This is a genomic window from Streptococcus taoyuanensis, from assembly GCF_029589235.1.
Taxonomy (GTDB): Bacteria; Bacillota; Bacilli; order Lactobacillales; family Streptococcaceae; genus Streptococcus; species Streptococcus taoyuanensis.
This window is the reverse complement of the sequence record NZ_JARQVW010000018.1, coordinates 1-24,349: the sequence shown is the minus strand read 5'-3', so window position 1 is coordinate 24,349 and position 24,349 is coordinate 1. Positions and strand designations below refer to the sequence as shown.

The following is a 24,349-nucleotide window of genomic DNA, read 5'->3' as shown; positions in this document are numbered from 1 at the left end:
ATCCCAACCTCTTTTTTCATCTTAATGGAATTGCATACCACCATCCACGATAATGGTTTGACCTGTGATGTAGTTTGAGTCAGGTCCAGCAAGGAAGCTGACAGCCGCTGCTACATCTTCTGGTTCAGAAAGACGTTTCAAAGTGATATCTTTAGCGAATGTTTGCATACCCCATTCGTCATCTTTACCTGCGTTCTTACCAACTTCATGGGCAATGTCAAACATCATTGGAGTCTTGACGATACCTGGTGCGTAGGCATTGACAGTGATGCCTGAATCAGCCAAGTCACGCGCCAAAGTCTGTGTGATACCACGAACTGCAAATTTAGTACCACCATAAACAGTCAAGTTTGGATTTCCGACAACACCTGCTTGTGAAGTTGCATTGATGATTTTTCCGCCATGGCCAAGCGCTTTGAATTGAGCTTGTGCAGCTTGAGCACCCCAAATCACGCCACCAACGTTAATAGCAAATGTACGTGTAAATTGTTCTTCTGTAATTGTATCAAGTGGTGTAGTTGGCGCAACACCTGCATTGTTTACGACAACATTCAAATCTCCAAAATGGTCAACAACCTTTTGGAAAGCTGCAGCCACTTCTTCTTTTTTAGATACATCAGCAACAACCGCAAAAGCATTTTCAGCCGATAACTCAGCAACTGCTTTTTCAGCTGTTTCAGCATTGTAGTCCAATACTCCAACCTTAAAGCCATCTTGCACCAAGCGTTTTGCGATTGCAAAACCGATTCCTTGACCAGCACCTGTGACAATAGCTACTTTAGACATATGATTCCTCCTTGGTATCAACGATACCAGCAAACGTTCCTATCAGAACAGCAAGGGTTGACAACTAGTTTTGATGGGGTCTATCATAAATTCCGACAAAACTATGCTAATAGTATACTCTTTTGTGAAAAACATTTCAAACTCTAGCCTGTTTTTTGAAAAAAATAGTTTATTTATATGATATCTTTATTTAGTGATAAATGAACTAAAGCGTGAAATAGAGTAAAGTTTTTAGCCAAAACGGTTAACTGTTCTATTCTGTAAACCCTACATAAAAAGAGAGTGGGACAAAAGTCCTAGCCTCTCAATTGTTTTTGGATTGTCGAGCAAGACGCAGTGGTTGAGTGGGCTCTACTACGCTGATTTCATCAGCTTTTACAGCCCTACTCAACTGTGCGGAGGTGGGACGACGAAATCGAATTCTAACGAATGACCGATTTCTGTCCCACTCTCTCTTATAAACTATTCGTTTGATTGATCCCTTTAGTCATCGGACTCCGCAAATACTTGAGTGGCTTTGACTGCTTTCTTCCACCCCTTGTACAATTTCTCTTTGCGAGCTTCATCCATCTTTGGTTCAAAGATTTGAGCTGCTCCATGAAGAGATTTTAATTCTTCCAAGTCCTTCCAATAGCCTACGGTCAGACCTGCTAGGAAGGCTGCTCCTAAAGCCGTTGTTTCCAAGTTTTTGGCACGAGCAATCGCAATCCCAAGAATATCTGCCTGAAACTGCATTAAATAATTATTTTTCGCTGCCCCTCCATCTACTTTTAAGACAGGGATAGGAGTTTTTGCATCTACCTGCATGGTGTCTATGATATCGCGTACTTGATAGGCAATGGATTGAAGGGTTGCTTTGATGAAGTCTTCCTTGGTCGTTCCCTGGGTAAACCCAAAGACAGAACCACGCGCCTCTTGGTTCCAATATGGTGCTCCAAGACCAGTAAAGGCAGGGACCACATAGATTTCATCGTCATTCTGAGACTTCAGAGCATAGGCCTCGGATTCAGGTGAACTGTCGATCATACGCAGGCCATCGCGGAGCCATTGAATGGCACTTCCAGCGATAAAAATAGATCCTTCAAGGGCATAGTAGACCTTGCCATTGATCCCATAACCAATCGTCGTCAACAGGTTATTCTCTGATAACTGCATCTCCTCACCCGTATTCATAATGATGAAGGACCCAGTTCCATAGGTATTTTTGACCATACCAGGTTCAAAGGCCAATTGGCCAAAGAGAGCAGCCTGCTGGTCTCCCGCCATACCTGCAATCGGCACTTGTCCACCGTAGAAATGGAAAGGCGCTGTCTTGCCATAGATTTCAGAGTTTGAACGCACTTCAGGAAGCATGGCTTTAGGAATGTTGAGAATGTCTAAGATTTCATCGTCCCATTTCAGTTCCTTGATATTGTAGAGCATGGTACGGGCTGCATTGGAATAGTCTGTCACGTGGGCAGCTCCATCTGTCAGCTTCCAGACCAACCAAGTATCAATGGTCCCAAAGAGCAATTCACCTTTCTCCGCACACTCTTGTGCTCCTTCTACGTGGTCCAAAATCCAACGAACTTTAGTCGCTGAGAAGTAGGCATCAATGACTAGACCTGTCTTTTGGTGGAAGGTTTCTAAATAGCCTTGGTTTTTAAGTTCTTCAGCCAGTGGAGCCGTTTGCCGTGATTGCCAGACAATGGCATTGTAAATAGGAAGCCCCGTGTTCTTATCCCAAACAACTGTCGTTTCTCGCTGATTGGTAATGCCGATTGCCTCTATTTGATTGGGCTTGATGCCACTTTCGATAAAAACCTCAGCAATCACCGACTGCACCGAGTTCCAAATTTCATTGGCATTGTGCTCCACCCAACCAGCCTGCGGAAAAATCTGAGTGAATTCCTTTTGACTAGAGCTAACTTGCTCGCCTTTTTTATTAAAAATGATAGCCCGCGAACTAGTGGTTCCCTGGTCAATCGCCATGATGAAAGTTTCTTGAGACATAAACTGCCCTCCTAAATTAGGTACTTAAAAATCTTGTTCTTTCATAAACTAGTATACTCTATTTCATCTAGAATTTGTATCCATTTTTTTAAGAAAATCCGGTCTAACATTTTCCTACTACTTCTAACTTTGTCAGACCAAGCAAAAAGAGCCCTGAGGCTCTTTTAACTAGTAGTTCAAATGCTTATCAAGATCTGCCTTGATCTAACCGATTTAAGAACTCCATGGTCGGACTGTCTTGGTAAAGCTCTTTGAGGGGAATCTTCTGATAGACCGCTATTTCATCCGCAGTCACACCGTAACGAATTAATAGATCATAAATACGATTTAAATCATGACGTAATTCATCCGTTATGAGGACATTATCGCTTGTTTCTTTTGTTTTCCAATAATAAGATGGCAGAACTTCCTTGGTTTCAATTAAAATAGTTTGCAACAAAGTCCCACCATGGCTGTCCTTCTGAGAGATATCGGCCCCAAGTTCCAACATTTTCTCAAAAACCTTGAAAGACTGGTCAGCCTTTTCCTTAGACGAATACATCTCATATTGACCATTCCAGCGTTTGATCATGCGCCGGCAGTCAAATACAGCTCGTCCACCCGCTGTTTGGAGGACTGGTTGACAAAATGGATTCAGCTCTGTCGGCTCTTCAATAAAGTTAAGATCTGCTCCTCTATCAAGAAGTAAGTCTGCAATATCTAAATGTCCCGATTTGATAGCGACTTGAAGGAGCGACTGTCCCTGATCTCTTTTAGGTTTGTCACCCGAAACAGCATTGACTTCTTCAGGCTTTTTATCCAATATCTGACGGACTCCCTCTATATCTCCTCTTCGCAACAACTGAAAGGTTTTTTGCATGGTCTTTCCCCCTCTCTCATTATAGATAAGAATGACACTGTGTTGATACTTTGGTCCTATCTCTAGCATCTTCATTAAACTGATTATACCATTTTATGGACTCTACACTGAAGTCCTAAAGGGTAAAGATGACAGACTCTCACAGAAAGAGGTACAACTCTATTTCTTTGATTTTCGTGCAGCCACCAGCCAAGAGGCTGCTAGGATTTCGAAAATAACTAGAAGGATAATCTGAGGAAGAGAGCTCTGAACCAGCATAAGAACAGCCAGACTATCAATTAGCATATGAGCGAGGATACAAGGGACAGCTCCTTTCGAGTACTCCTTGAGCGCTCCAAATAGGAAGGTATTCCCTAAAATCATCAGGTAAAAGATGAGATAGTTGGACGAACCTGCTGTAATCCAAGGGAGTTGATAGATAGGAATATGCCAGAGGAACCAGACAATGGAAAGAAGCATCATTTTAGGTATAAAGCGCTTGCTAAAGGAAAGATGATATTGTAAAAACCAACGCCAACCGACTTCTTCCAGACCTCCATATAAAAAGGTCCAGGGGAAATAAAGGAAGAAGGCCAAGAGGGAGTTCCCAGTAAAGCGAACATTCATGAGCAGGATGGAAATCCCATAATAGATGACGGGGATGAAAAAAGCTAAAATCCAGGATAGGGGACTTTCTTTTTGAAGGAAGACCTTTTTGAAAAATTCACCCAAGGAGTTGATTTCCCTTAACACAAGAGAAAAGACAGCAGCCACAATCATGGGAATCAAGTTCATTAGGATAAACAGGAGCGAGGCCCCCATACTCCTCCCATCTGGAAAACACCAAAGGATCACTTGCCCTACTATAAATGTAGTAAGGAGGGCAGTCAGTACATACCAGATAGCGACTGATTGTTTTGAAATAAATTTGTTCATTTTTCCTCCTTTACAGTTTCATTCTTCTTTCTTGCAATCATGATTGCTAAACTAATAATAAGAATTTTACTGACGATAGATAGCCATACCTCTTCATTCACTAGAATCTGAGACAAGGAATTGATACAGGCATGGGTCATGACACAGAGCCATAAATTTTGCGTTTTATGATACAAGGCCGATAAGATAAAGCAGTTAGTTAGCAGACCTACTAAAAACGGAAACAATTGAATGACAGCTAAAGAACCATCGATATAAAAGTATAGTAGATGCCAACTAGACCAGGCTAAAAAGGTGATCACAGTAGCTGAAAGATAAGGTATTTTTTCCTGCAAAGTTGGTTGAAAGAAATAACGCCAGCCAATTTCTTCAACTCCACCGAAAAGAAGAGCCTTAAAAAAGAGTACTACTGGCAAGACCAACGATTGAGTGGTGAGCTTACCACCAAAAATTAAGGGAAAAAAGTCGAGAAGCAAGAAAACAAGTACCAAACAATAATTTGCCAAACTGTCTTTGACTTGAAAAAAATCTTTGAGAACTTGTTTGAAACTAGATTGATGGTAACTAATGCTTGCAAGACTGCCCCACAAAGCTGATGATAAGCCACCTAAAACAACAGCGATCATCCCCATTGGTGATATAAAATCAACCTTTACTCCTCCTGCTCTTAAAAACCACACCAGAAGGCTAACTCCTAATACTTGACCAAAGGTCCCTAACAAATACATAGATAGGGCTTGCTTTCTATTCATTCGTGATTCCTTTTCTATTCTTTCATCTAGTTCATGACTCTATTAGATTTGGAGCATCCCCTAATCTGCATCAACCCACAGATGGTATTGTTCACAATGGAGACATCGAAAGAGATAGCCACACATTGAACCATCCTTGACTAAGTATTCAGCCACATCCTGAAATTCATTACGTGCCTCGTATTCTGCTAATACTTGCTCTGCAATGCCCATTTCTTCCAATTCACGAGTGCCAACTGTCCCCAGATAGGCACAGTAGTCTTGGCAACAAGAGAGCCAATATTCTCCTTGCCAACTACTATAGCCTGGAGTTTGACAGAATAGGATCTGGTCTTTTTCCTTATCCATGACCCCTTGCCAATCAGCATCTTGGATAAACTCTGCTTCAAACTTCTGGGCAGCACGACCTGTAGCAATACAAGTCGGACAGAGATGGCTTAGCTCCTCCACACAATAAGGTCTCAGAGCATAATAGATGGTGTGGTCTTCCCCACACGAAGGACAGGTCTTAGGCTCCCCTTCCTTAAAGGCACCCGTCGCTAGTGGATCCGGATGATAGCGGAAGGTTGGCAAGGAACTGATTTTCTCTTTATGAGCCTCTTTTTCTTTTTCAGTCAAAGGACGAGGGAGAGCAAAGCGATCTCCGTGACTATGACTCATCTTTTCTAAGGTAAAAAGCTTCTTAACTTGCTTGCGATCAGACTTGTCTACTAGCTCTAAGAAGAGGGAAAAGGCACTAGCATACAAGCCCAACTCTTGGTAAACATCCACCAATACCTGCTTGGCTTCTGGAGTTTCTAGTAAAGCTAGCCGATCCGCAAATTCATAGAGAGCCAGCACGCTGGATGAATCCTTCTCTTGCTCTTGGAACTGCTTTTTAAGATGGATATATTCTTTCATAGAGTCGTTCATAGTATTGCTCGCTTTCGTTTTTACAAAGAATCAAATCGCAGATTCTATTCCTATACAGGATTATATTCTAACCTTGAAAATGTACTTTAAACCCATACCTGCCAGCATTTCGTTCGAGCTTCTCAACCAGAGCTTCATTCCGCTTACTTTTTCCAAAAAAGAAGGGAATGGTCTTTCCATTTCTAAGTTCGATATAGAAAGCATAGCGAGCCCCACCACCAGATCGTCCACGAAAAATTGCATAGGTGATTTGCTTGATCTCTTTCAGTGGGATCATTCGCCGACTGAAACACAGAGCGACATGGATATAGAAGATTCCACGGTTAATATGGAAGGGAGCAAAGAAGGGGCCACTACTACGCCTCGCGATTGCCCTTCTTCTCAGGTAAAGTAGAACAGTGAAAAAGAGCAAGAAAACTAGCACAAATAGAATCGGAGCATTCTCCATTATCTTTCTAAATTCTAACACGCTGTCTTTCATCCTCTACTTCATCTCAACCCATTTTTCATTATCCATGATAAAGGGCTTAGCCAGACCTTCACCGGTGTAATCTTGGTATTTGGTCTCCAAGTATTTGTAGACATCTTCCTTGGTCGCAAACTTGATGGCTTGATAGGGCTCTTCAAAGGTCAGCTTTTCGACAAAGAGATAGCCGTCCTTGGCAGGAACCAAGACACCGACGTGCCCGACAAAAAGGCTATTTCCATCCAGGTTATCATGAACGATAACAGAAAGCATGCGCGCATTTTCATTGAACTTGAAGTGAGAAAAATACTCTTCCATCTTCTTGGCATGGACCTTGACATCCGTTGTAGCCTCTGTCGGAACCCGTGAATACAGAATGTTAAAGGCTTCCTTGTCTGCCTCATCGAAGACTTTTCCTTTGTCAATGGCATCATTGTCCACGAATAAAAGTTCACTATCCGCTTTCATCTTAGGAATCTCGATGCGATTCTTCAGCAAGGTATAGCTATTGATCCGGCAGTTGGTCCCGACGAAATCGCCCTTCTGCTTGGTCCACAAGTCACTGATCTTCTCGACATTGTAGTCTGTTTTCTTGAAGGTGCTGAAGTCACCCGTCAAGCCGACCGAGCCAACAATGCTATCGTAATCCGTTACTAGACCTAGAAATTTATCTACACTGTCCTTATCCAAATAAGCAGACAAAAGAGTCCGCACTTCTTCGACACTTGCCTTGCTGTTGAGGTTGCTGTAGGTACCCTTGTAGCGCTCCTTATCTGAACTAGATTTCTGAACCGTTGAGGGTTCCTCCTTTTCCTTGGATTGCTTTTGGTTGCTACCACAAGCCGCTAAAGCAAAGATCGCCAAGGCACAGCTAGCAAGGAGCATGATTTTTTTAGATGGTTTCATAAAGTGGTTCCTTCTCTATTGATTAAAATGTTTGTTCTATAAATTTTTCATATCGATAATCCTTTTCCTCTATTATAGTTTAAAACTGGCTTTGCTCCAACTATTTTTTACGAAATGAGAAAAGTTTATAAGCAGCAAAAAAGAGCTGGCAAACTGTCCAGCCCTTCAATATGTTACAAAAATCAAAATTTAAATTATTGTTTAATTCAACCAATCTATTTTAGCATGTTCTATTGCGTACTCAGCTTCTTCTTGAGTAAATTTTCTATATTCAACAAGTATTTCTAATAACCTTTCTTTTGAAATGTTGCCACCATTTGAAGAAGATTCTGCTTGTTTCACAGCTTCCTCTTTCCAATCGAAATTACCTTGTTCTATGGCATAATCAGCCTCTTCTTGAGTAAATCGTTCAACATTTATAAGTTGCCAAACTAATTTTTCTTTTGAATAATGAAACTCTTGATAATATTTTGCTTTTAAAAGTGCTTGCTCTTTCCAGTCTACATTAAGCTTATTTAAAGCGTATTGAGTAGCATCCTCTGAATACCTGTCATACTTAGTAAGATAAATTTTAATTTGCTGCTGCGATAAATGCTTTTTTGACCAAGATTTAGCTTCTTCATACGCCCTTGTATATTCTGGATATAGTAAAGTTGGAGGAAATAGTCCTTTCATAAACATATTCATTAATGATTCTAAATCATCCTTATTTCCATCACTTGAAGAAGAGTATTTTTTATAATCATAATTCTGCGTACTAGAACTTGAAGTAGCGTATTCTTGTTTTGATGATTCAAAATCATCCTTATTTCCATCACTTGAAGAAGAGTATTTTTGTACAGGATTAGTCAACTGTGATCCTGAACGTGAATTTATCCATTTATTATAATTTATTTCATAATCAATTACTATAAGAGCTAGCATTCCTGCAAATAATCCAAAAATTGTAAAAATAAATATCAAAAACTTTTTCATCATGACTACCTTTACTTGTTTTTCTCCAATGAAATTTTCATCCCTCTGGAACTGCTTTCATTAGTATTATATCATGAAATATTGTTCATTTTTATTTACTAGTGTAAAAGTCTCTATGCTAGCAAATTAAAAAGTGACTGCATTTCAACTGCAATCACTCGTTCATTTGTGAGATAAAAAATAACAAAAGTATTATAAAAGATTATTTAATCTTATGTTTGTTCATCTTTTCTTCAAAGATGGCTGTCATAATCTTTCGGAGCTCTTCTCCTTCTTTTTGAGGAAGGTCCCCTTGGCGTTTGGCCACGGCATAAAGTTCAGGGTATTGCTTGGCTACACGCTCAACTGTCTTAGTCGTCGCATGCCCTCTGACAAAGAAAGGAATGCGTTTGATCCATTCTTGAGGTACAAGAGCGAGTAATTTCTTTGCTGCCTCCTTATCAGAAATCTCAGCCGTGCTCAATCCTTGCTTGATTTGTTCTTGTTCTTTTTCTGTAAAATCTTTTAATTCCATAGTAAACTCCTCATTCTCCTATTTTGTTTATCTAAGAGCACATTATACACTTATGTAGTGAAAACTACAACTAAAGGAACCGAAAAATAGAGCAAGGGCAAGTCATCCCTCACTCTATCTCTTAATCGTAAAATCTTATGAAGGATATTAATTTCCGATTTACTGTGGAGCATCACCCTTTTGCTTTAAGTAATAGTCACTTGCCTCAGTTAGTTTTTTATAATAATGATCGTAACTCTTACTAAATTGTCTAATCAGCGGAATAGCGACCTCATAGTAGTGATGGTCCATCAAAAATGTTTTCAGTTGATCTTGAATATTTTTCATTGGACTTGTTTTGTAATCATCACTGTTCAAATAGCGATCATAAATAGAAATTGTGTCCTTATTTTCATTATGCCACTTTTCATTACTTTCTATCGTAGCTATTTTAGATTCATCAGCCTCTTTTAAGTTCTTCAAATCAATAGTAAAATTATTGTTTAATTTAACCAATCTACTTGAGCATGTTCTATTGCGTACTCCGCTTCCTCTTGAGTAAATTTTCTATTTTCAACAAGTATTTCTAATAACCGTTCTTTCGAAATCTTGCCACCGTTTGCAGAAGATTCCGCTTCTTTCACAGCTTCCTCTTTCCAATCGAAATGAACTTTTTCTATAGCATAATCAGCCTCTTCTGGAGTAAATAGATCAACATTTACAAGTTGCCCAACTAACTTTTCTTTTGAATAATGAAACTTTTGATATGATTTTGCTCTTAAAACAGCCTGCTCTTTCCAGTCTATATTAAGCTTATTGACAGCGGACTGGGAAATATACTCTGAATACATGCCATACTTAGTAAGATAAATTTTAATTTGTTGCTTCGATAAAGGAGATTTCTCTGACCAAGATTTAGCTTTTGCATATGCCCTTGTACTTACTGGTACTAGTAAATTTTCTTTCGGTTCTGGAAAGCTTGATCTATGATGAGCCGCTTCATAAGCTCGAATATATTCATTATACATCATAGCTAACATTCCTAACATCAATCCAAACATTGTAAAAATAAATATCAAAAATTTTTTCATAATGAATACCTTTACTTATTTTTCTCCAAAGGAATCCTTCATTCCTCTTGAACTACTTTCATGAGTATTATATCATGAAATATTCTTCATTTTTATTTTTTAGTGTAAACGTCTTTATATTAGTAAATAAAAAGCGACTGCAATATTTCAACTGCAATCACTCGTTCAATTGTGAGATAAAAAATAACAAAGTAATATAAAGGATTATTTAATCTTATGTTTGTTCATCTTTTCTTCAAAAATGCCAGTCATAATCTTGCGGAGCTCTTCTCCTTCTTTTTCAGGAAGGTCCCCTTGACGTTTAGCCACGGCATAGAGTTCAGGGGATTGCTTGGCTACACGCTCAACTGTCTTGGTCGTTGCATGCCCTCTGACAAAGAATGGAATACGTTTGATCCATTCTTGCGGGACTAAAGCGAGCAACTTCTTCGCCGCTTCTTTATCAGAAATCTCAGCTGTACTCAAACCTTGGTTGATTTGTTCTTGTTCTTTTTCTGTAAAATCTTTTAATTCCATAGTAAATTCCTCATTTGTTTATCTAAGGACACATTATACACCTATGTAGGATAAAGTACAACTAAAGGAACTGAAAAATAGAGCAAGGGCAAGTCATCCCTCACTCTATCTTTTAGTCGTTAAATCTTATGAAGTATAGTTATCTTCCATTTATTGTGGAGCATCCCCTTTTTGTTTTAAGTAATAGTTACTTGCCTCCGTTAGTTTTTTATAATAATGATCGTAACTCTTACTAAATTGTCTAATCAGCGGAATAGCGAGTTCATAGTAGTGATGGTCAACCAAAAATGTTTTCAGTTGATCTTGAATGTGTTTCATTGGACTTGTTTTGTAATCATCACTGTTCAAATAACGATCATAGATAGAAATCGTGTCCTTATGTTCATTATGCCACTTTTCATAATTTTCTACCGAAGCTATCTTAGCTTCATTAACTTCTTTTAAGGTCTTCATATTAAAACTAGAACTCAGTTCATCAACATAATCCTGTTCTTCTCTGCTTAACTCAAAGGTTGGAAGGCTATCTAAATACTGAATATACTTCTTAAATGCTTCTTCTCCACCTTTTGACAAGGGCTCCTGTAAAAAAGGTTGATAGGCAGCAAATAAGCATTGCCCCAAGTATCCTGGAAATGCTCTTTCGAGTCTCTTATAAATGGAGTCCTCAGCTTCGATGACCGCAAGTTTTTCATTGATCAGATCCGTGTCTGCACCTTTTATATAGAGATCAAACACTACTTTCCGTTTCTCATCACTTTCTAGCTCTTGCTCTTTTCTTCTGAGAATACTAGATGCAGTAGCCCCATCTGACTTCAGACAGTCCTTTATTTCTGTTATGCTTAGCCCTAATTTTTTAAACAAGGCAATCTTATTCAGAATCTCCACATCCTTTTCCGAATATTCCCTATACCCATTTTCTAGTCTTCGAGGATGAATAAAACCTTTTTCTTCATAGTATTCTAGTGCTTTTCGAGTTAAACCTGTTATTCTTTGAATATCATTTCTTAACATAATCTTGCACCCCCTTTACTATATGATACTCCTGTCCCCAAGGGGCATGTCAACCTTTACCTTATAAACAGAAGACGATCATTTTTCTATTACTTCCCTCCTTTATTATAACAAGGTTCCACGAATAAATCAGTCATAAAAAAAGAAAAACAGCCAACCATCCAGTTAACTGCTTAGAAAAATAAATTAAATCTTTAGAAGAATTAGTATTTAAATTTACTTTAAATCGTATTTCCAATCTTCTCCATCTTGGTAGTAGAAAAATTCAGAAAGGTCTTCTTCAAGGAAAATACGAAGCATATCCTCCATATCTAAGGAGAGGTCTAGTTTTGGCAATTCTTTCAGGTCCTCCCACCAGACTTTCCCCTCTTCAGAGGATATTAATTCTCCGTCAAACTTTTCTGTCTTATAAAAGAGAACTACATAACGAATGCCGTCTTCTACCCAATCTTTCATTCCACAAATCTGGGGAGAAGCGATCCTTAAGCCAGTCTCTTCCTTCACTTCACGTATCACTGCTTCCGTAAATGATTCTCCCGCTTCGACATGACCACCAGGAAAGGTTATGCCTGGCCAGTCCTCTTTTTTACGATCCATAACAAGAACTCTATCGCCATCTCTTACCATACAAAGATTCGTAAACTCGACGTTTTCATTCATATAGATACTTCCTAACTATGTGTATTTTTTCACTGAGGACAGAATAGACAATCTGTATCCTAGTCACCTTTTTGCTGAACTTGCGTATGGGCTAGCAGGTCCCCTAGATGCCTCTTATCTTTTCTAAACACTGTCATTGCCAGTAGCAAAACTGCGAGGAGAGTCGCCGAAATAGAGAGGCTAATGGATAACACATCAAACTCACTATAGACACCATGTATCGTCCCCATATGACCGAGTTGCCAAGGTAAAAATTTGATGACATTTCTAATCAAGCTAGCTTGCACTGTTTTTTTCTTGTAAACCAATTGAAGTCCAGCTTTCGCCTTCCCAAAACTCCCATTATTTGTATAATCTAAGAATGTAAAAAGTAGAGTGATTGGCAAAACAGAGGTAAAAAATGCAAGCCACTGCGACTGAACTTCTGTAAACTCTGGGACGCCATTAAAAAAGATGATGTAAATAAGCATCGAACCTAAAAACAGAAGAACTAGGTAAGCTAAAATGAAAAGATAATCAAACAGAAATTCTGTCATTCTTTTTTTAAACGAAATAGGATTGATTGCTAACATCTTCATCACCGTCTCCCCCTTCTCATCTCCTATTATAATATAAGACCATGAATAAATAAACCGTATATAAAAAGAAGCCTGCAATCTTTCAACTCCAGGCTTCTTTCTTACTGCTCTTCTCTATAAATAACAAATCCATTTGGCTGAACGATTAATCGCTCATCGGAAATGCTCCCATGACTGATCAGATCTGCTTGTCCTCTTTCTAGAACAAAATCTTTCTTGGAGTGGTTAAAGTAGGCTTTTAGGAACTGTCCTTCATATTGCCATTCTACTGCCACCACATCTGGATCAACTTCTTCCAAGCTAACATTGCCATGCTGGATTATTCCTGCCACTTCTTTTCGGAGCTGGATCAAGTTCTTCATAAAGTTCAGCATATCGTTGTCCGATGACACACGCTCCCAAGGCATGACACGCCGGCAATCTGGGTCTGGACCACCGATGAGGGCTAGCTCCGTTCCATAATAGATACATGGCGTTCCGCGTTGCAGATAGAGGAAGGCGAGGGCAGACTTGACGGACTGGAGATCGCCTTTGGCCGTCGTCAAAATGCGCTCTGTATCATGTGAGTCCAAGAGGTTGAACATCACCTCAGAGATCTGCTGCCTGTAATACATAGACTGGCTATTGATCTCCCAAATGAAGCGTTGCGTCTCCTTATGCCCCCGCAGGAAATAATCCTTAATACTTTCAGAGAGGGGGTAGTTCATCACTGCATGGAACTCATCGCCCTTGAGCCAAGGTTGGGACGAATGCCAGATTTCCCCGAGGATATAGAGGTCTGGTTTCTTGACTAAGACCGCCTTACGGAAATCTCGCCAGAATTGATGGTCGATCTCATTGGCCACATCCAGTCGCCAAGCATCAATATCAAACTCTTCAATCCAGTAAGTCGCCACCTTCAAGAGATAGGCCTTCACCTCAGGATTAGCCGTATTGAGCTTAGGCATATAGCCTGCAAAGGCAAAAGCATGGTAAGACAAGTCGCGACTATTCCACAGATTTTCTGAGGAGACAGGGAACTCTTTAATATGGAACCAATCCTTGTAAATCGAATTCTCCCCGTGTTTGACCACATCCTGCCATTGGGGTGAATCATAACCAATATGGTTAAAGACGGCATCCAGCATAATCTTCATCCCACGCGCATGGGCCTCTTTCACTAGCTGGCGGAAGGTTTCCTTATCACCAAAATGGCGATCAATTTCATAATAGTCAATGGTATCGTACTTGTGGTTGCTTGGAGATTCAAAAATCGGGCAAAGATAGAGCCCTGTAATCCCTAACTCCTGCAAGTAGTCCAAGTGATCGATGATCCCTTGCAAATCACCACCAAAGAAATCCAACATTGTAGGGGCAATAGACGCATTCCAAGGGTGGACCCCTTCTGGGGAAATGGCTGGATTCCCATTAGCAAATCTCTCAGGGAAGATTTGGTACCAAATTGTCTGAGCCACCCAATCCGGGACAGCACAACCGTCAATCTCATGGATAAAAGGAAGCTTAAAACCGTTCATGACAAAGTCCAGGTTCTCCTTGGTGTAGGCTGCCACACCCCGATCCCCATACAAGACCTTATCTCCTTTTGTATCTTCTAATTCAAAGAGATACTGGATCCGTGCATAGCCAACGGCTACGGAAACCTGCCAATAATCAAACAAATCATCTGAGGTTACCTTGTCCATCTCCTCAGTTGCCTCATATAGATCCTCTGTAAAAATAAAGGGATCCCCATAATGCAAGAAGATCCGTTTGATATCCTCTTTTTTGGTCCGGATGCGAATGTGGAGCTGGCCGTCCTTATAAAGATAGGCATACTCCGATTCAGGCCTGTGATAAATAGCTGTTAATTCCATCTGTCTCGTCTCCTACGTTACTCTCTTTCTCATCATTCATCAATTCATGCAAACGATTACATAAAATCATGTACTAGTATACAACTTTATGAAAAGGTTTGCAAGATCTTGTAAGAGATAAATTTAGACTACTAACTTTTCAAGATTGTAATGCAACACAAAAAGCCCAGCAATTGGGCTTGAAAGATTTTTATTGAATTATTCTTAATGAACCAATTATGAAATAGTTATTTCAATATTTTTGTAAAAAAAATGTCCGCCTTGTCACATCAAAGAGAGGTGGGCGGTCCTATTAATTGTATTATACAGTTTTTACTAGATAATTCAAGTGTTATTCATATTTTTTAACATTTACTAATGCAATTATTGATACAATCAGAAAAATAAACCTACATTTTTGGTTCAAAAATAGATTATTCTAGTTTACGCTTTCTAGAATAGCCTCTTCTCTCAGTCGTTCCACATCTTCTACCGTGGGATGCCATCCTTCAATCATATTGGTGCTCAGAGCAAACCAGACGCTCTTAAAAACCTTTTTGTTGTCAAAAATCACACCCATAATCATCATTCTTTTTTTATCTACATCTAAGGTCATATTCTACCTCCATCCTATTATTATAGCATATTTTCAATCATTTTAGTTTTCCTATTTAGTACTTACCCTACACAAAAAGCCCAGTGATTGGGCTTTCTCTTCAGCAGAATAACTGATCCTCATTCCTTACTTGTATGCCGCTTTCCAAGACTTAGCGCTTGCTCTTCTGACATTTGAACAACCTTAGAAAAATTAGTATTGCGAGGCATACTGTCCAAAGAATACCAATAAACATCCGCACTTCCATTTCTGGCTACATAAACAACTGGTGCTAACTGACGACTTGGTTCTGTAGGCTCTACGGGTTGAACTGGCTGAGCCGGCTCTACTGCTTGACTCGGTTGAGGAGCTTGACTTGGTTGGGTCTCTACAGGAGGACTGGCAGGTTGTGGTTGACTACTTGGCTCCGTTGGCACTAAGGACGGTTTGGCGGTTCCCTTCAGATAGTCAATGGTCGCATTCTTAGAGTAGTTGTCCAAGGTAACAGTGGTAATCCCATAAGCATCTACAGATTCTTTTGGACTGCTCAGGTTTATACGGAGTAAATTACCTTCTTGATCAATCCCTACATACTGCAAGATGATTTGTCTCGGAATTAATTCATCACCAGTATAGACTGGGGTCACCTTGTAGTCTAACCAATAATGAGGGTGAGTGGCCAACCAGCTATCGAGTCGTTTCTCGTAGTAGAGCATGCCCTCCACATTGCTATCCGCTGTCCCTTTATAATTCCCCGTATTGGTCCAAGCAGTTAAGGGAACTAAATTTTTCCCTTCATTAGACAAGCCACTAAATTGATAGCCCACCAGATGTCCTCTATGGAACAACCAGGCCTTCTTCCCTTTGTTTCCATAGGACAGCTTATAATTATGCCAGCCAACTGGATTGTAGGTAAGTCGCGGCTCTCTTTTCTGCTTTGGTTCATCCTTATCTTGTAACTGTATATGAGCTGAAGTCGCACGACCTAAATGATCAAACTCACCTAAAACGAGCTTCTTGCTACCAGTAAAAGGTAGCAGGTTAAGACTTTGGTAATCGAGTCCAGTTTGCTGAGCTTGAACACCTTGAACAAAGGTTAAGGACATGAAAACCGCAACTATCCCAACGATGACATTTTTAAAAAAACGTTTTGTAACCATAATAACCCCCCGCGTTACTATCTAGTATTATTATAGCAGAACAAAGCGGTTACAAAAAAATATTTTTTCAAAAAACTCTTGTTCATGACCTTACGTAACGATGTATAATAGGTATGAGGAGGTGGGTAATGATGGTTAAATATAGAGCAATTCCGGAAGGATTTATGACAGTTGGAGAACTTGCTAAGAAAATGGGGGTTACCATCCGAACTCTACAATACTACGATAAAGAAGGATTGCTTTCCCCATCGGCAGAAAGTGGGGGCGGTCGCAGGCTTTATTCCGATAAAGATTTAGTACTGCTCCACCAGATATTGTCTTTAAAATCATTAGGTTTTTCTCTCAAGGATATAAAAGGGCGTTTGATCTCTTTAAAAACACCTGATGATGTTGCTAAAGCTCTTACAGAGCAGGCAGACACTATTCGTAAAAATATAGAGCAACTTAAGGATTCTTTGGTCGCAATAGAGCAGCTAAAGGCCGAAGTTTTACAAATACAAACGGTCAATTTTAAGAAGTATGCAGACATCATCGTCAATCTCCAGATGAAAAATGACTCCTACTCTCTCATTAAGCGTTTTGATGATGATACACTCGACCAGATACGCAGTCGATTTGACAAGAAAAGCGGACTAGACTTTATGGAGAGATTGAACCACCTAACTGATCAAATCGTGGAGCTTCAAAAAGAAAACGTACCAGTTGAAAGCGAACAAAGCCAACAAGTTGTGAAGGAATATTGGGGCTTGATTATGGAGTTTACAAATGGTGATATGAGCATGCTTCCGAAGTTGATGGAAGTTGGTACAATTGACACCGCCTCAAACGCTTGGGAAGAAAAGCAAAAAATCGTCAATGATTATCTAGGACCCGCCTTACAAGTCTATTTTTCAAGGCTTGGAACAAATCCATTTGAGGAGGTGGAACCATGAAAAACGCGATAGAGATTTCTGGATTAAAGAAAAGTTATGGTAGCAAATTAATTCTTAAAGGTCTCGATTTTCAAATCAAACAAGGAGAAATATTTGCTCTGCTCGGAGTGAACGGAGCTGGTAAAACAACAACGCTTGAATGTATCGAAGGTCTGAGAAAATATGATGAAGGCACAATAGTTGTAAACGGAAAAACCGGAATTCAACTACAGTCCTCCTCTCTACCCGCCCACATCAAACCGATGGAAGCCATAAAACTCTTTGCAAAATGGAATCATACACACATTGATGATGTTATGCTAAAGGCCCTTGGCATAAAAGAAATTGAAGAGTCGCAATACATAGAATTATCCACCGGTCAAAAAAGGAGATTACATCTTGCTCTTGCACTTATCAGTAATCCGGATATTATTTTTCTCGATGAACCTACAGCGGGACTTGATGTTGAAGGACGACTATCTCTCCATGAACAAATCCGAAAGCTCAAATCACAAGGCAAGACAATTGTTTTGGCAAGCCACGATATGGCCGAAGTTGAAACTTTATGTGACCGCATTGCCATTTTGAATAGTGGAAAGATTGTCTTTTGTGGTAGTCCTTCAGAACTGACAGTAAAACTTGGAAGAAAATATTTCATCCATTTAAAGACCCAGGCAGGGGAGGACACATATGAAACAGATACGATTGAGGATAGCTTAATTTCATTATTGGAGGAATGCAAACAAAAAAATATCCAGATATTGGATATTAAGGTTGATCGTGGAACACTGGAAGAGCATTTCCTCGAAATGGCAAGGAGGGGATCGGAATGAATGGTTTTTTATATAGCCTAGCATTACAGTGGAGATTGGACATACGAAGTAAGTCTCTTTTGGTTACTTACTATATTGTACCGCTTATTTTCTTTCTTCTCATGGGTGGTATTTTTACTTCCGTTATACCAGATATGAGTAGTACACTTATACAGTCTATGATTGTCATGAGTGTTTCTATGGGAGCCTTTCTTGGCTTACCGCCTTCCTTGATTGAAACATACGGAAGCGACATAAAAAAGATTTATAAAGCAAATGGTGTGCCTATTCACTTAGGTTTGGTGACCATGGTTCTCTCTGCCTTTGTTCATTTGATAATGACTTGCATGGTGATCCTACTACTTGCTCCAATTTTATTTAAAGCAAGTCTACCAAGTCAATTTCCCTTATTCTTTCTCGCGCTTGCCATCTACATTTTTGTATCGTTGAGTATCGGAAGTATACTGGGCCTTACTGTTAATAATCAAGCAAAGCTGACCTTGATAGCACAACTTATCTTTTTACCATCAATTATGCTCTCAGGAATCATGTTTCCCATCACCTTACTGCCTGATTTTCTCCAAGTAATAGGGCGTCTTTTCCCCGCTTCTTGGGGATTCCGATTGATGGTCGATTATGATTTTGGTCTTGAAAACCTTTGGTATCTGATTCTTGTATCTTGCATTGCAATAATATCATCTTTCTTCCTGTTGAATAAACAAAAATCTAACTAGATGCCTGAATAATTCCATGGCAGCATTTACTTTAAAGCAAAAGCGAGATAGATCGTAAAATCAAATGAAGAGAACACCAACAAAAAATCATCTGTTGGTGTTCTCTTCATTTTTAGATTTCTGAAAAAACCTCTTGTCTATGTATCAGGAGGTACCCTTTAACTCTATTTTTCATGAACATTGTTTTATAAACAGTAGATTACAGTCTTAATATATATGGAGATACACAACTTTTCTATATCAACTTATATTCATACCACTCTTCATCTACTTTCTGAAATCCCAAAGCCAAAAACATTCTTTGACTTTGAGTATTAAAAGGATAAATTTGAGCAGTTACCTTAACCATTTTTTTCTCTTTGGCCAACTGTATCATTTCAGAAATACATCGTCTTCCAATCTGTAAATTCTGATACTCTTTGCTGATCACTATAGAAAGTTCCGAGTTATCTTGAAGTGTCACATCTCCAACTAACACTCCCTCATATTGGATATAATAGCAAGAACCATATGAAGATAGGTAATCATACATTTTATGAAGTTTTGTTACATCGTAAATCTGATCAGTATTATCCACTTGTTTGCAAACCTCACTATCCTGATACCAAAGAAGGGAGATGTCATCATTCCTATAATAAGGAATAAGAGTGATCTGTTCGTCTACTATTCTATTCATCATGACTTGTTCTTATTTCTATTTAGAGATTTATTCCGATACTTCAATATTCCCCATCAACCAATTGGACATCTTTTTGCCTTTGTCTTTATAAGGGTTAGGAGGAAACAAGGTGAAAGGGGGGATGCTGGCATCTGGGAAGAATAGTTCTACGCTTATCGTTTGCTCGCGATTATGATTGACGTAGGCTGTAAAATAGATATGGTAATGTCCACTCACATCACCACCATTATCATACTCTCCTCTAGCAGTATTTGGCAATAAGGTAACAGATTCTATGTCCTGCTTTTCCCGGGCTAAGTGTGCGATGATCTCACGCTTAATGGCAGCCTCATGACTTCTGACGAAATTCCCATCATCACTGTATCCAGGATGCTCACTAAGAGAATAGAAAACAATGACCATCAGAAAAGGTAGAGAAATTAAAAAAATAATTAGCTTATTCGATTTTAACATGGGGTCCTCATCCTACTTATAAAAAATCTTGACCCAATCCTGCTTTGCACTGAGTATACGAGCAACATACACTGTATGCTTCTCAATATAATAAAATGCGAGATAGTTCTCTATTGGCATATAACGATAGGGTTTCCCATCATTCGTCATCTCACCATAGCCCCGGCTTGATACCAGAGGACAGGCTTCTGGAAACAGTTCTAGGGTCTCAAGAGCACTTAATAGCAAATCAACTTTGCCATCTGCAGCTTGCTGGCTATAAAAATTCACAAGAATATAGTCGTGAATGCCACGCAAGTCCTGCTTAGCCTGATCTGCAAGAAAGACCTGATAGCGTTTCAACTTAGTCAAGACCAAATTCCTTTCTCACATCGGCTACAGAAGTGACTTTCCCTTGAGCAATTTCCTGGTGCCCAACTAAAATCTCCTTCTTCAAATCCTCAAAGGCCACTTGATACTGCGTGTCCTGCAAATCACTTGAAACAAATTCTCTTGGATCCACAGTCCCGTTGGCAATTTTTCGAAGTGCTGCATTTAGGACATCTGACACCGAAATTTTTTGATCTGCAAGTACCTCTTTTGTTTTTTGGTAAAACATCGCATCTGCGCGAAAATTCACTGCTTTCGTGTTTGCCATTTCTACCTCTCCTTTGTACATACAATTTGTATATACATTCTACCATACGAAAGAGAAGGGATTCAAGTGAAAAATGGATTCTTCTTTCACTAAATCTAATTAAGAGATACCGTTAGTTAATCTATATTCTTTCTCTCGTGTCAACTGATACCTCTTAGAATCAACAATTTAAGTAGATTCCACATCTTAATTTAACAACTCCAAGTAATTGTAGTCAATTATATTAGATATATTTTATTAATTTCTTTATAGTAAATTCCTATTTCTCTAGCCAAAAGAACGCTTGGTTTAACATCTCTTTTGTTTGTCCAATGATACACGGTCCATGAGAAATAATAATATTCTTAGGTTCCCATTTCTTTATTTTATGATAACTCTTCAATGCTTGTTTTTTACCAAATAAAAAAGTCATTCTTAAATCTCTTGGTGTTTTACCATTTGGATAGTGATTATCACCTATTTTTAACAGTAGCTTTTCAAAAATCGATAAATTTTCTGTTTCTATGTTTTCAATAAGATCCGTTAAAATTAGAGTTGAACTTTCAGTATGGAAAAAAACAACCTCTTTCACGTAAAAACTTCCCTCAAATGTTGTAAAACAAATTTCCTCGTTCCAATTGGCTTTCTCTAGTTCATGACCATAATATAAATTCATTCCCGATTTTCCGGCACGCTTTTGAACACCACTAGCTAGCCATACTTCTGCTTCCGGAAATAGTTCGTGCCACTCATTTATATAACTATAATGTAAGACATTGGGTGCAATAAGGTGTTTTACCTCACCTAATTGCTTGATTTCAAAAAGTAAATTATCACTAGGCTTAATCGGCGAATGCACCCAAAGACCACCATTCTGCAGACGGATAACTGTCATTCTAGTTGAAAAAGGCACTTTGAAGAGTTTGAAATTCATCAGTACTTCTTCCCCATCTACAATCCAGAGGTTATCTGCTATCTTTTTTAAGGAATTGAGCGGACTATATTTTTTGACTTCCATGAAACTCTGCTTTCTAAATTAATAAAGTATAATCAATCGTTATTCTCCAAAAACGGTAGCACCAAATCAACCCACTCTTGAGGCAGGTAAGCTGATAAATAGCCATGGTTATACCCCTTTGCTTCATACAGGATCGTGTTGCGATGTAGCTGCTGAAATAATTTCGCTGATGCTTTCACACAGTTTAATTCTTTTTCACCATAAATATACAGAACCTGGGCCTTGCTTGCAGAAATCGTGTCCTTCAGCTTGTAACACCCCATATAGGTTTTGTAAATAGTCACTAATGTTTTGATAGGCGTCTTTGGCAGATCCTCCAAATAATATGCTTTTATCTCTTCTGGATAAGCCAGTTTAGGATAGAGTTTGTCCATCATGCTTAATTGAAGTTTACAAGAGAATTTACTGAACATCAGTTTACCAAATAGGGACACTAGAAAGATGCTGAGTTTAGCTAACCCTGGTTGAGGAATACAGAGGCTTCCGTCTATGATGGCTTTCTCAGCTATCTCGCTGTCTAAGGACAAAAGCTCCATAGCAATTTGACCACCAAGTGAAACACCACCGATCGCAAATACCTTCCCACCACAGTGTTCTTTGATATAGTCTAGGATCTCCAAAGCAGAATCTTCCGTAGAAACATAATCGAGATGATATTCTTCACCGTGGCCATTCAAAGTAGGTAAAATAACACGGTATTCTCCTGACAAGATCCGTGCTTGACGAAGATAGTTCCACCAAGAACTGCCACCGCCATGTATCAGCAAGATAGGAGGCAAATTCTTATCACCAAATTCATGGAATTTCATATTTAAACTCCTTACTATACCAGTTTAACTTGTATTGATTAAAATCACCCATATTAAAGATAGTCAGATGTGTTTAAATTTGGGCAAATAATCGTGTCATATTTTCCAAAAATGATATTCCAACGTTTACATTATTCAGTCTTCTTCTTGTTCAAATACCAACTAGGAATGATTTGCTTCATATCATCATACCATTCTAAAATTTCCTTAGCTTGATGTTGCATTACTGATATTTCTTCAGCTCCGTATGGTACAGCCCATGACAGAGCACCAACTATGTTATTTAGAATATAGATGGCAAGAAGTTTCCAAAATAATTCTGGAACCTTACCATCAAAATATCCATCTATCATACCAGACGCAAAAGAGGGAGAGACTTGAGCAGACCATACAATACGATTGAATTCCTCCCAAGGATCTCCGATATCAAATCGATCAAAGTCAATGACATAAATTTTACGATCTTCACCAATCATGAAATTCCCGATATGAAAATCTCCATGTTGGAAAACCTGAGGTCTATCTTTTAGCCATTCTCGATTTGCATTTAAAAAATCAATAAAGATTTGACCATTTTCATATTGGACGGGACATTCTTTGTATTTGGAGATTTTGTCATCAATTTTTCGATTATAAAAGACCTCCCAATCTTCACGAACTTCTGTAATAGGGAGTGAATGAATTTTTTGGAGGATTCTTCCTGCTTCTACTCCGTAAATGTATTGTTGTTCTTTCGAAACAGTTAAAATGGTTTCTCTTGCATCTTTCCCGTCTATCCATTCGTGTAAAGAGTGTACCTCGTCATCGCAGAGTTCTATGCTAATCGGTTTACACATCGGAACTCCAAGAGAAGCTACTTTCTCCATCATATCAAATTCAAATTTTTTAGAATCTAACTTCTCCTTATCAGAAACACGCAAGAAATATTTTTGTTGATTTTGATCTGTCACACAATATTTTTTATCATCTGACCAGCCTTTATTTATGGCTATCTTACTACTAAAATCCATCAATAACTCCTCGATTAACTTTACAACATTACTATATTCTTAACTAATGAAAAGTAATTCGTAGTCCGTCCATTCTTTTACACTTCCTAAAGATACATAAATTTTGACCACGTTCTGAAATTATAATTTCTTCTTAAAATGAATAATTCTATTTGCCTCCTGAAATCCAATATTGAGATGAAATCTTATAGAATCCGTATTCGTTAAAGTACAGTCACTTGCAAATTCCTTACATCCTTTATTTTTCGCCCATTCCTCACATTTTGCACAGAGATTTTTAGCAATATCCTTTAAACGATATTCCTCGTCGACAATAATTCCTTCTAAGAATCCAACAGGACTATATTTACAACCTTCAACATAATCAAATCTGAGTGAACATAGTGCTAACCCTACAATTGTGTCACCTTCAACTTCTGTAAAGATTGCAGTATTTTTGCTATTCGTATATTTTTTTACTTCATCAATAGCTTCTTTATCGGTCAATTGGGGCCATAATTGTTTCATTAGTTCAGCCGTTTTTATAGAATCTTTTGTTATTCCATCCATATTGATGTTCCTCCGCAAATTACAAGCAAGTGTTTCGAATCATCCTGTTAATTTGTTACTCATTGATTGATACCAATACCATACCCTTCTACTTTTCGCTGTCTCAGATTGGAAGAGCAGAGTCACACACTCAGCGGTTCGAACTTACTGTATCATTTCGTCGGTTTCCCCCTCATTCTACGAGTCCTATCCCATGGGCGGAACATCTACTTCTACTTCGTTGATGCCACAACTCGTACAAGCAGTGATACCGCCTCAA

30 protein-coding genes are annotated in these 24,349 nt (G+C 38.8%); 3 read left to right on the top strand and 27 right to left on the bottom strand.

Annotation, left to right across the window (positions count from 1 at the left end):
* Nucleotides 1-21 precede the first annotated feature (21 nt).
* The 19 genes from P5Y91_RS09690 to P5Y91_RS09600 all read right to left on the bottom strand — a co-directional run bounded on the left by P5Y91_RS09690 (nt 22) and on the right by P5Y91_RS09600 (nt 16,499).
* On the bottom strand, nt 22-786 hold the full coding sequence (locus tag P5Y91_RS09690) for a (S)-acetoin forming diacetyl reductase (protein ID WP_049472783.1): 765 nt from the start codon (nt 784-786) through the stop codon (nt 22-24).
* Nucleotides 787-1,269: 483 nt separating this feature from the next.
* A complete protein-coding gene (gene glpK / locus P5Y91_RS09685) occupies nt 1,270-2,778 on the bottom strand; it encodes a glycerol kinase GlpK (RefSeq protein WP_277839358.1) in 1,509 nt (502 codons plus the stop codon).
* A 187-nt stretch (nt 2,779-2,965) separates the two neighbouring features.
* On the bottom strand, nt 2,966-3,637 hold the full coding sequence (locus P5Y91_RS09680; RefSeq protein ID WP_070589156.1) for an ankyrin repeat domain-containing protein: 672 nt from the start codon (nt 3,635-3,637) through the stop codon (nt 2,966-2,968).
* A gap of 159 nt (nt 3,638-3,796) precedes the next feature.
* Entirely contained in the window at nt 3,797-4,552 is a 756-nt protein-coding gene (locus P5Y91_RS09675; RefSeq protein ID WP_277839357.1) for a CPBP family glutamic-type intramembrane protease, read from the bottom strand.
* Nucleotides 4,549-5,304, bottom strand: a complete 756-nt coding sequence (locus tag P5Y91_RS09670) for a CPBP family intramembrane glutamic endopeptidase (protein WP_277839356.1) — start codon at nt 5,302-5,304, stop codon at nt 4,549-4,551. Before P5Y91_RS09670 ends, P5Y91_RS09675 begins: the two co-directional genes overlap by 4 nt.
* A 60-nt stretch (nt 5,305-5,364) precedes the next feature.
* Nucleotides 5,365-6,216 carry a CbrC family protein gene (locus P5Y91_RS09665; RefSeq protein WP_277839355.1) on the bottom strand — a complete coding sequence of 284 codons (852 nt, stop codon included), beginning with the start codon at nt 6,214-6,216 and terminating at the stop codon, nt 5,365-5,367.
* A 67-nt stretch (nt 6,217-6,283) separates the two neighbouring features.
* The gene (locus P5Y91_RS09660) at nt 6,284-6,697 is read right to left on the bottom strand and encodes a hypothetical protein (protein WP_277839354.1); all 414 of its coding nucleotides are present in this window, start codon (nt 6,695-6,697) and stop codon (nt 6,284-6,286) included.
* 3 nt (nt 6,698-6,700) lie between these two features.
* Nucleotides 6,701-7,588, bottom strand: a complete 888-nt coding sequence (locus tag P5Y91_RS09655) for a DUF4300 family protein (RefSeq protein ID WP_277839353.1) — start codon at nt 7,586-7,588, stop codon at nt 6,701-6,703.
* 201 nt (nt 7,589-7,789) lie between these two features.
* Entirely contained in the window at nt 7,790-8,563 is a 774-nt protein-coding gene (locus P5Y91_RS09650; RefSeq protein ID WP_277839352.1) for an Ltp family lipoprotein, read from the bottom strand.
* A 202-nt stretch (nt 8,564-8,765) separates the two neighbouring features.
* On the bottom strand, nt 8,766-9,077 hold the full coding sequence (locus tag P5Y91_RS09645) for a hypothetical protein (RefSeq protein ID WP_277839351.1): 312 nt from the start codon (nt 9,075-9,077) through the stop codon (nt 8,766-8,768).
* A 159-nt stretch (nt 9,078-9,236) separates the two neighbouring features.
* The gene (locus P5Y91_RS09640; protein WP_003006842.1) at nt 9,237-9,572 is read right to left on the bottom strand and encodes a hypothetical protein; all 336 of its coding nucleotides are present in this window, start codon (nt 9,570-9,572) and stop codon (nt 9,237-9,239) included.
* On the bottom strand, nt 9,560-10,147 hold the full coding sequence (locus P5Y91_RS09635; protein WP_277839350.1) for an Ltp family lipoprotein: 588 nt from the start codon (nt 10,145-10,147) through the stop codon (nt 9,560-9,562). Before P5Y91_RS09635 ends, P5Y91_RS09640 begins: the two co-directional genes overlap by 13 nt.
* Before the next feature lie 204 nt (nt 10,148-10,351).
* A complete protein-coding gene (locus P5Y91_RS09630; RefSeq protein WP_277839349.1) occupies nt 10,352-10,663 on the bottom strand; it encodes a hypothetical protein in 312 nt (103 codons plus the stop codon).
* Between the two features lie 150 nt (nt 10,664-10,813).
* On the bottom strand, nt 10,814-11,674 hold the full coding sequence (locus P5Y91_RS09625) for a MerR family transcriptional regulator (RefSeq protein ID WP_277839348.1): 861 nt from the start codon (nt 11,672-11,674) through the stop codon (nt 10,814-10,816).
* Between the two features lie 216 nt (nt 11,675-11,890).
* Entirely contained in the window at nt 11,891-12,334 is a 444-nt protein-coding gene (locus P5Y91_RS09620; protein ID WP_277839347.1) for an 8-oxo-dGTP diphosphatase, read from the bottom strand.
* Between the two features lie 59 nt (nt 12,335-12,393).
* On the bottom strand, nt 12,394-12,912 hold the full coding sequence (locus tag P5Y91_RS09615) for an RDD family protein (RefSeq protein ID WP_277839346.1): 519 nt from the start codon (nt 12,910-12,912) through the stop codon (nt 12,394-12,396).
* 101 nt (nt 12,913-13,013) lie between these two features.
* Entirely contained in the window at nt 13,014-14,765 is a 1,752-nt protein-coding gene (locus tag P5Y91_RS09610) for a glycoside hydrolase family 13 protein (RefSeq protein ID WP_277839345.1), read from the bottom strand.
* Nucleotides 14,766-15,183: 418 nt separating this feature from the next.
* A complete protein-coding gene (locus P5Y91_RS09605; protein WP_277839344.1) occupies nt 15,184-15,360 on the bottom strand; it encodes a hypothetical protein in 177 nt (58 codons plus the stop codon).
* A gap of 119 nt (nt 15,361-15,479) precedes the next feature.
* Complete coding sequence (locus P5Y91_RS09600; RefSeq protein WP_277839343.1) at nt 15,480-16,499, bottom strand: DNA/RNA non-specific endonuclease; 1,020 nt, start codon at nt 16,497-16,499, stop codon at nt 15,480-15,482.
* A gap of 128 nt (nt 16,500-16,627) precedes the next feature.
* Between P5Y91_RS09600 and P5Y91_RS09595 the strand changes: the two genes are divergently transcribed.
* Genes P5Y91_RS09595 through P5Y91_RS09585 form a run of 3 tightly spaced genes read left to right on the top strand, consistent with a single transcriptional unit; the run spans nt 16,628 to nt 18,956 of the window.
* Nucleotides 16,628-17,431 (top strand): MerR family transcriptional regulator, encoded by an 804-nt coding sequence (locus P5Y91_RS09595; protein WP_277839342.1) that lies wholly within the window; start codon nt 16,628-16,630, stop codon nt 17,429-17,431.
* On the top strand, nt 17,428-18,243 hold the full coding sequence (locus P5Y91_RS09590) for an ABC transporter ATP-binding protein (RefSeq protein ID WP_277839341.1): 816 nt from the start codon (nt 17,428-17,430) through the stop codon (nt 18,241-18,243). The genes P5Y91_RS09595 and P5Y91_RS09590 overlap by 4 nt, the downstream gene beginning before the upstream one ends.
* On the top strand, nt 18,240-18,956 hold the full coding sequence (locus P5Y91_RS09585; RefSeq protein WP_277839340.1) for an ABC transporter permease: 717 nt from the start codon (nt 18,240-18,242) through the stop codon (nt 18,954-18,956). The genes P5Y91_RS09590 and P5Y91_RS09585 overlap by 4 nt, the downstream gene beginning before the upstream one ends.
* 235 nt (nt 18,957-19,191) lie before the next feature.
* On the opposite strand, the gene P5Y91_RS09580 is transcribed toward P5Y91_RS09585, so the two are convergent.
* The 8 genes from P5Y91_RS09580 to aac(6') all read right to left on the bottom strand — a co-directional run bounded on the left by P5Y91_RS09580 (nt 19,192) and on the right by aac(6') (nt 24,090).
* On the bottom strand, nt 19,192-19,635 hold the full coding sequence (locus P5Y91_RS09580) for a GNAT family N-acetyltransferase (protein WP_442478252.1): 444 nt from the start codon (nt 19,633-19,635) through the stop codon (nt 19,192-19,194).
* A gap of 27 nt (nt 19,636-19,662) precedes the next feature.
* Complete coding sequence (locus P5Y91_RS09575) at nt 19,663-20,088, bottom strand: hypothetical protein (RefSeq protein ID WP_154857917.1); 426 nt, start codon at nt 20,086-20,088, stop codon at nt 19,663-19,665.
* A gap of 12 nt (nt 20,089-20,100) precedes the next feature.
* Nucleotides 20,101-20,439, bottom strand: coding sequence for a type II toxin-antitoxin system RelE/ParE family toxin (locus P5Y91_RS09570; RefSeq protein WP_070594508.1), 339 nt, complete (start codon nt 20,437-20,439; stop codon nt 20,101-20,103).
* Nucleotides 20,432-20,725 carry a type II toxin-antitoxin system RelB/ParD family antitoxin gene (gene relB / locus P5Y91_RS09565; protein ID WP_048716237.1) on the bottom strand — a complete coding sequence of 98 codons (294 nt, stop codon included), beginning with the start codon at nt 20,723-20,725 and terminating at the stop codon, nt 20,432-20,434. The genes P5Y91_RS09570 and relB overlap by 8 nt, the downstream gene beginning before the upstream one ends.
* Before the next feature lie 259 nt (nt 20,726-20,984).
* On the bottom strand, nt 20,985-21,722 hold the full coding sequence (locus tag P5Y91_RS09560; protein ID WP_070665972.1) for a DUF4336 domain-containing protein: 738 nt from the start codon (nt 21,720-21,722) through the stop codon (nt 20,985-20,987).
* 32 nt (nt 21,723-21,754) lie between these two features.
* Nucleotides 21,755-22,531, bottom strand: coding sequence for an alpha/beta hydrolase (locus tag P5Y91_RS09555; RefSeq protein WP_277839339.1), 777 nt, complete (start codon nt 22,529-22,531; stop codon nt 21,755-21,757).
* Nucleotides 22,532-22,662: 131 nt separating this feature from the next.
* Complete coding sequence (locus P5Y91_RS09550) at nt 22,663-23,541, bottom strand: aminoglycoside phosphotransferase family protein (RefSeq protein WP_277839338.1); 879 nt, start codon at nt 23,539-23,541, stop codon at nt 22,663-22,665.
* Between the two features lie 120 nt (nt 23,542-23,661).
* Complete coding sequence (gene aac(6') / locus P5Y91_RS09545) at nt 23,662-24,090, bottom strand: aminoglycoside 6'-N-acetyltransferase (RefSeq protein WP_129269384.1); 429 nt, start codon at nt 24,088-24,090, stop codon at nt 23,662-23,664.
* Nucleotides 24,091-24,349: the final 259 nt, after the last annotated feature.

Excerpts from the sequence above, each read along its gene's own strand:
- P5Y91_RS09690 (WP_049472783.1), bottom strand. The coding sequence starts at position 786 with ATGTCTAAAGTAGCTATTGTCACAGGTGCTGGTCAAGGAATCGGTTTT.
- glpK (WP_277839358.1), bottom strand. The coding sequence starts at position 2,778 with ATGTCTCAAGAAACTTTCATCATGGCGATTGACCAGGGAACCACTAGT.
- P5Y91_RS09680 (WP_070589156.1), bottom strand. The coding sequence starts at position 3,637 with ATGCAAAAAACCTTTCAGTTGTTGCGAAGAGGAGATATAGAGGGAGTC.
- P5Y91_RS09675 (WP_277839357.1), bottom strand. The coding sequence starts at position 4,552 with ATGAACAAATTTATTTCAAAACAATCAGTCGCTATCTGGTATGTACTG.
- P5Y91_RS09670 (WP_277839356.1), bottom strand. The coding sequence starts at position 5,304 with ATGAATAGAAAGCAAGCCCTATCTATGTATTTGTTAGGGACCTTTGGT.
- P5Y91_RS09665 (WP_277839355.1), bottom strand. The coding sequence starts at position 6,216 with ATGAACGACTCTATGAAAGAATATATCCATCTTAAAAAGCAGTTCCAA.
- P5Y91_RS09660 (WP_277839354.1), bottom strand. The coding sequence starts at position 6,697 with ATGAAAGACAGCGTGTTAGAATTTAGAAAGATAATGGAGAATGCTCCG.
- P5Y91_RS09655 (WP_277839353.1), bottom strand. The coding sequence starts at position 7,588 with ATGAAACCATCTAAAAAAATCATGCTCCTTGCTAGCTGTGCCTTGGCG.
- P5Y91_RS09650 (WP_277839352.1), bottom strand. The coding sequence starts at position 8,563 with ATGAAAAAGTTTTTGATATTTATTTTTACAATTTTTGGATTATTTGCA.
- P5Y91_RS09645 (WP_277839351.1), bottom strand. The coding sequence starts at position 9,077 with ATGGAATTAAAAGATTTTACAGAAAAAGAACAAGAACAAATCAAGCAA.
- P5Y91_RS09635 (WP_277839350.1), bottom strand. The coding sequence starts at position 10,147 with ATGAAAAAATTTTTGATATTTATTTTTACAATGTTTGGATTGATGTTA.
- P5Y91_RS09630 (WP_277839349.1), bottom strand. The coding sequence starts at position 10,663 with ATGGAATTAAAAGATTTTACAGAAAAAGAACAAGAACAAATCAACCAA.
- P5Y91_RS09625 (WP_277839348.1), bottom strand. The coding sequence starts at position 11,674 with ATGTTAAGAAATGATATTCAAAGAATAACAGGTTTAACTCGAAAAGCA.
- P5Y91_RS09620 (WP_277839347.1), bottom strand. The coding sequence starts at position 12,334 with ATGAATGAAAACGTCGAGTTTACGAATCTTTGTATGGTAAGAGATGGC.
- P5Y91_RS09615 (WP_277839346.1), bottom strand. The coding sequence starts at position 12,912 with ATGAAGATGTTAGCAATCAATCCTATTTCGTTTAAAAAAAGAATGACA.
- P5Y91_RS09610 (WP_277839345.1), bottom strand. The coding sequence starts at position 14,765 with ATGGAATTAACAGCTATTTATCACAGGCCTGAATCGGAGTATGCCTAT.
- P5Y91_RS09605 (WP_277839344.1), bottom strand. The coding sequence starts at position 15,360 with ATGACCTTAGATGTAGATAAAAAAAGAATGATGATTATGGGTGTGATT.
- P5Y91_RS09600 (WP_277839343.1), bottom strand. The coding sequence starts at position 16,499 with ATGGTTACAAAACGTTTTTTTAAAAATGTCATCGTTGGGATAGTTGCG.
- P5Y91_RS09595 (WP_277839342.1), top strand. The coding sequence starts at position 16,628 with ATGATGGTTAAATATAGAGCAATTCCGGAAGGATTTATGACAGTTGGA.
- P5Y91_RS09590 (WP_277839341.1), top strand. The coding sequence starts at position 17,428 with ATGAAAAACGCGATAGAGATTTCTGGATTAAAGAAAAGTTATGGTAGC.
- P5Y91_RS09585 (WP_277839340.1), top strand. The coding sequence starts at position 18,240 with ATGAATGGTTTTTTATATAGCCTAGCATTACAGTGGAGATTGGACATA.
- P5Y91_RS09580 (WP_442478252.1), bottom strand. The coding sequence starts at position 19,635 with ATGATGAATAGAATAGTAGACGAACAGATCACTCTTATTCCTTATTAT.
- P5Y91_RS09575 (WP_154857917.1), bottom strand. The coding sequence starts at position 20,088 with ATGTTAAAATCGAATAAGCTAATTATTTTTTTAATTTCTCTACCTTTT.
- relB (WP_048716237.1), bottom strand. The coding sequence starts at position 20,725 with ATGGCAAACACGAAAGCAGTGAATTTTCGCGCAGATGCGATGTTTTAC.
- P5Y91_RS09560 (WP_070665972.1), bottom strand. The coding sequence starts at position 21,722 with ATGGAAGTCAAAAAATATAGTCCGCTCAATTCCTTAAAAAAGATAGCA.
- P5Y91_RS09555 (WP_277839339.1), bottom strand. The coding sequence starts at position 22,531 with ATGAAATTCCATGAATTTGGTGATAAGAATTTGCCTCCTATCTTGCTG.
- P5Y91_RS09550 (WP_277839338.1), bottom strand. The coding sequence starts at position 23,541 with ATGGATTTTAGTAGTAAGATAGCCATAAATAAAGGCTGGTCAGATGAT.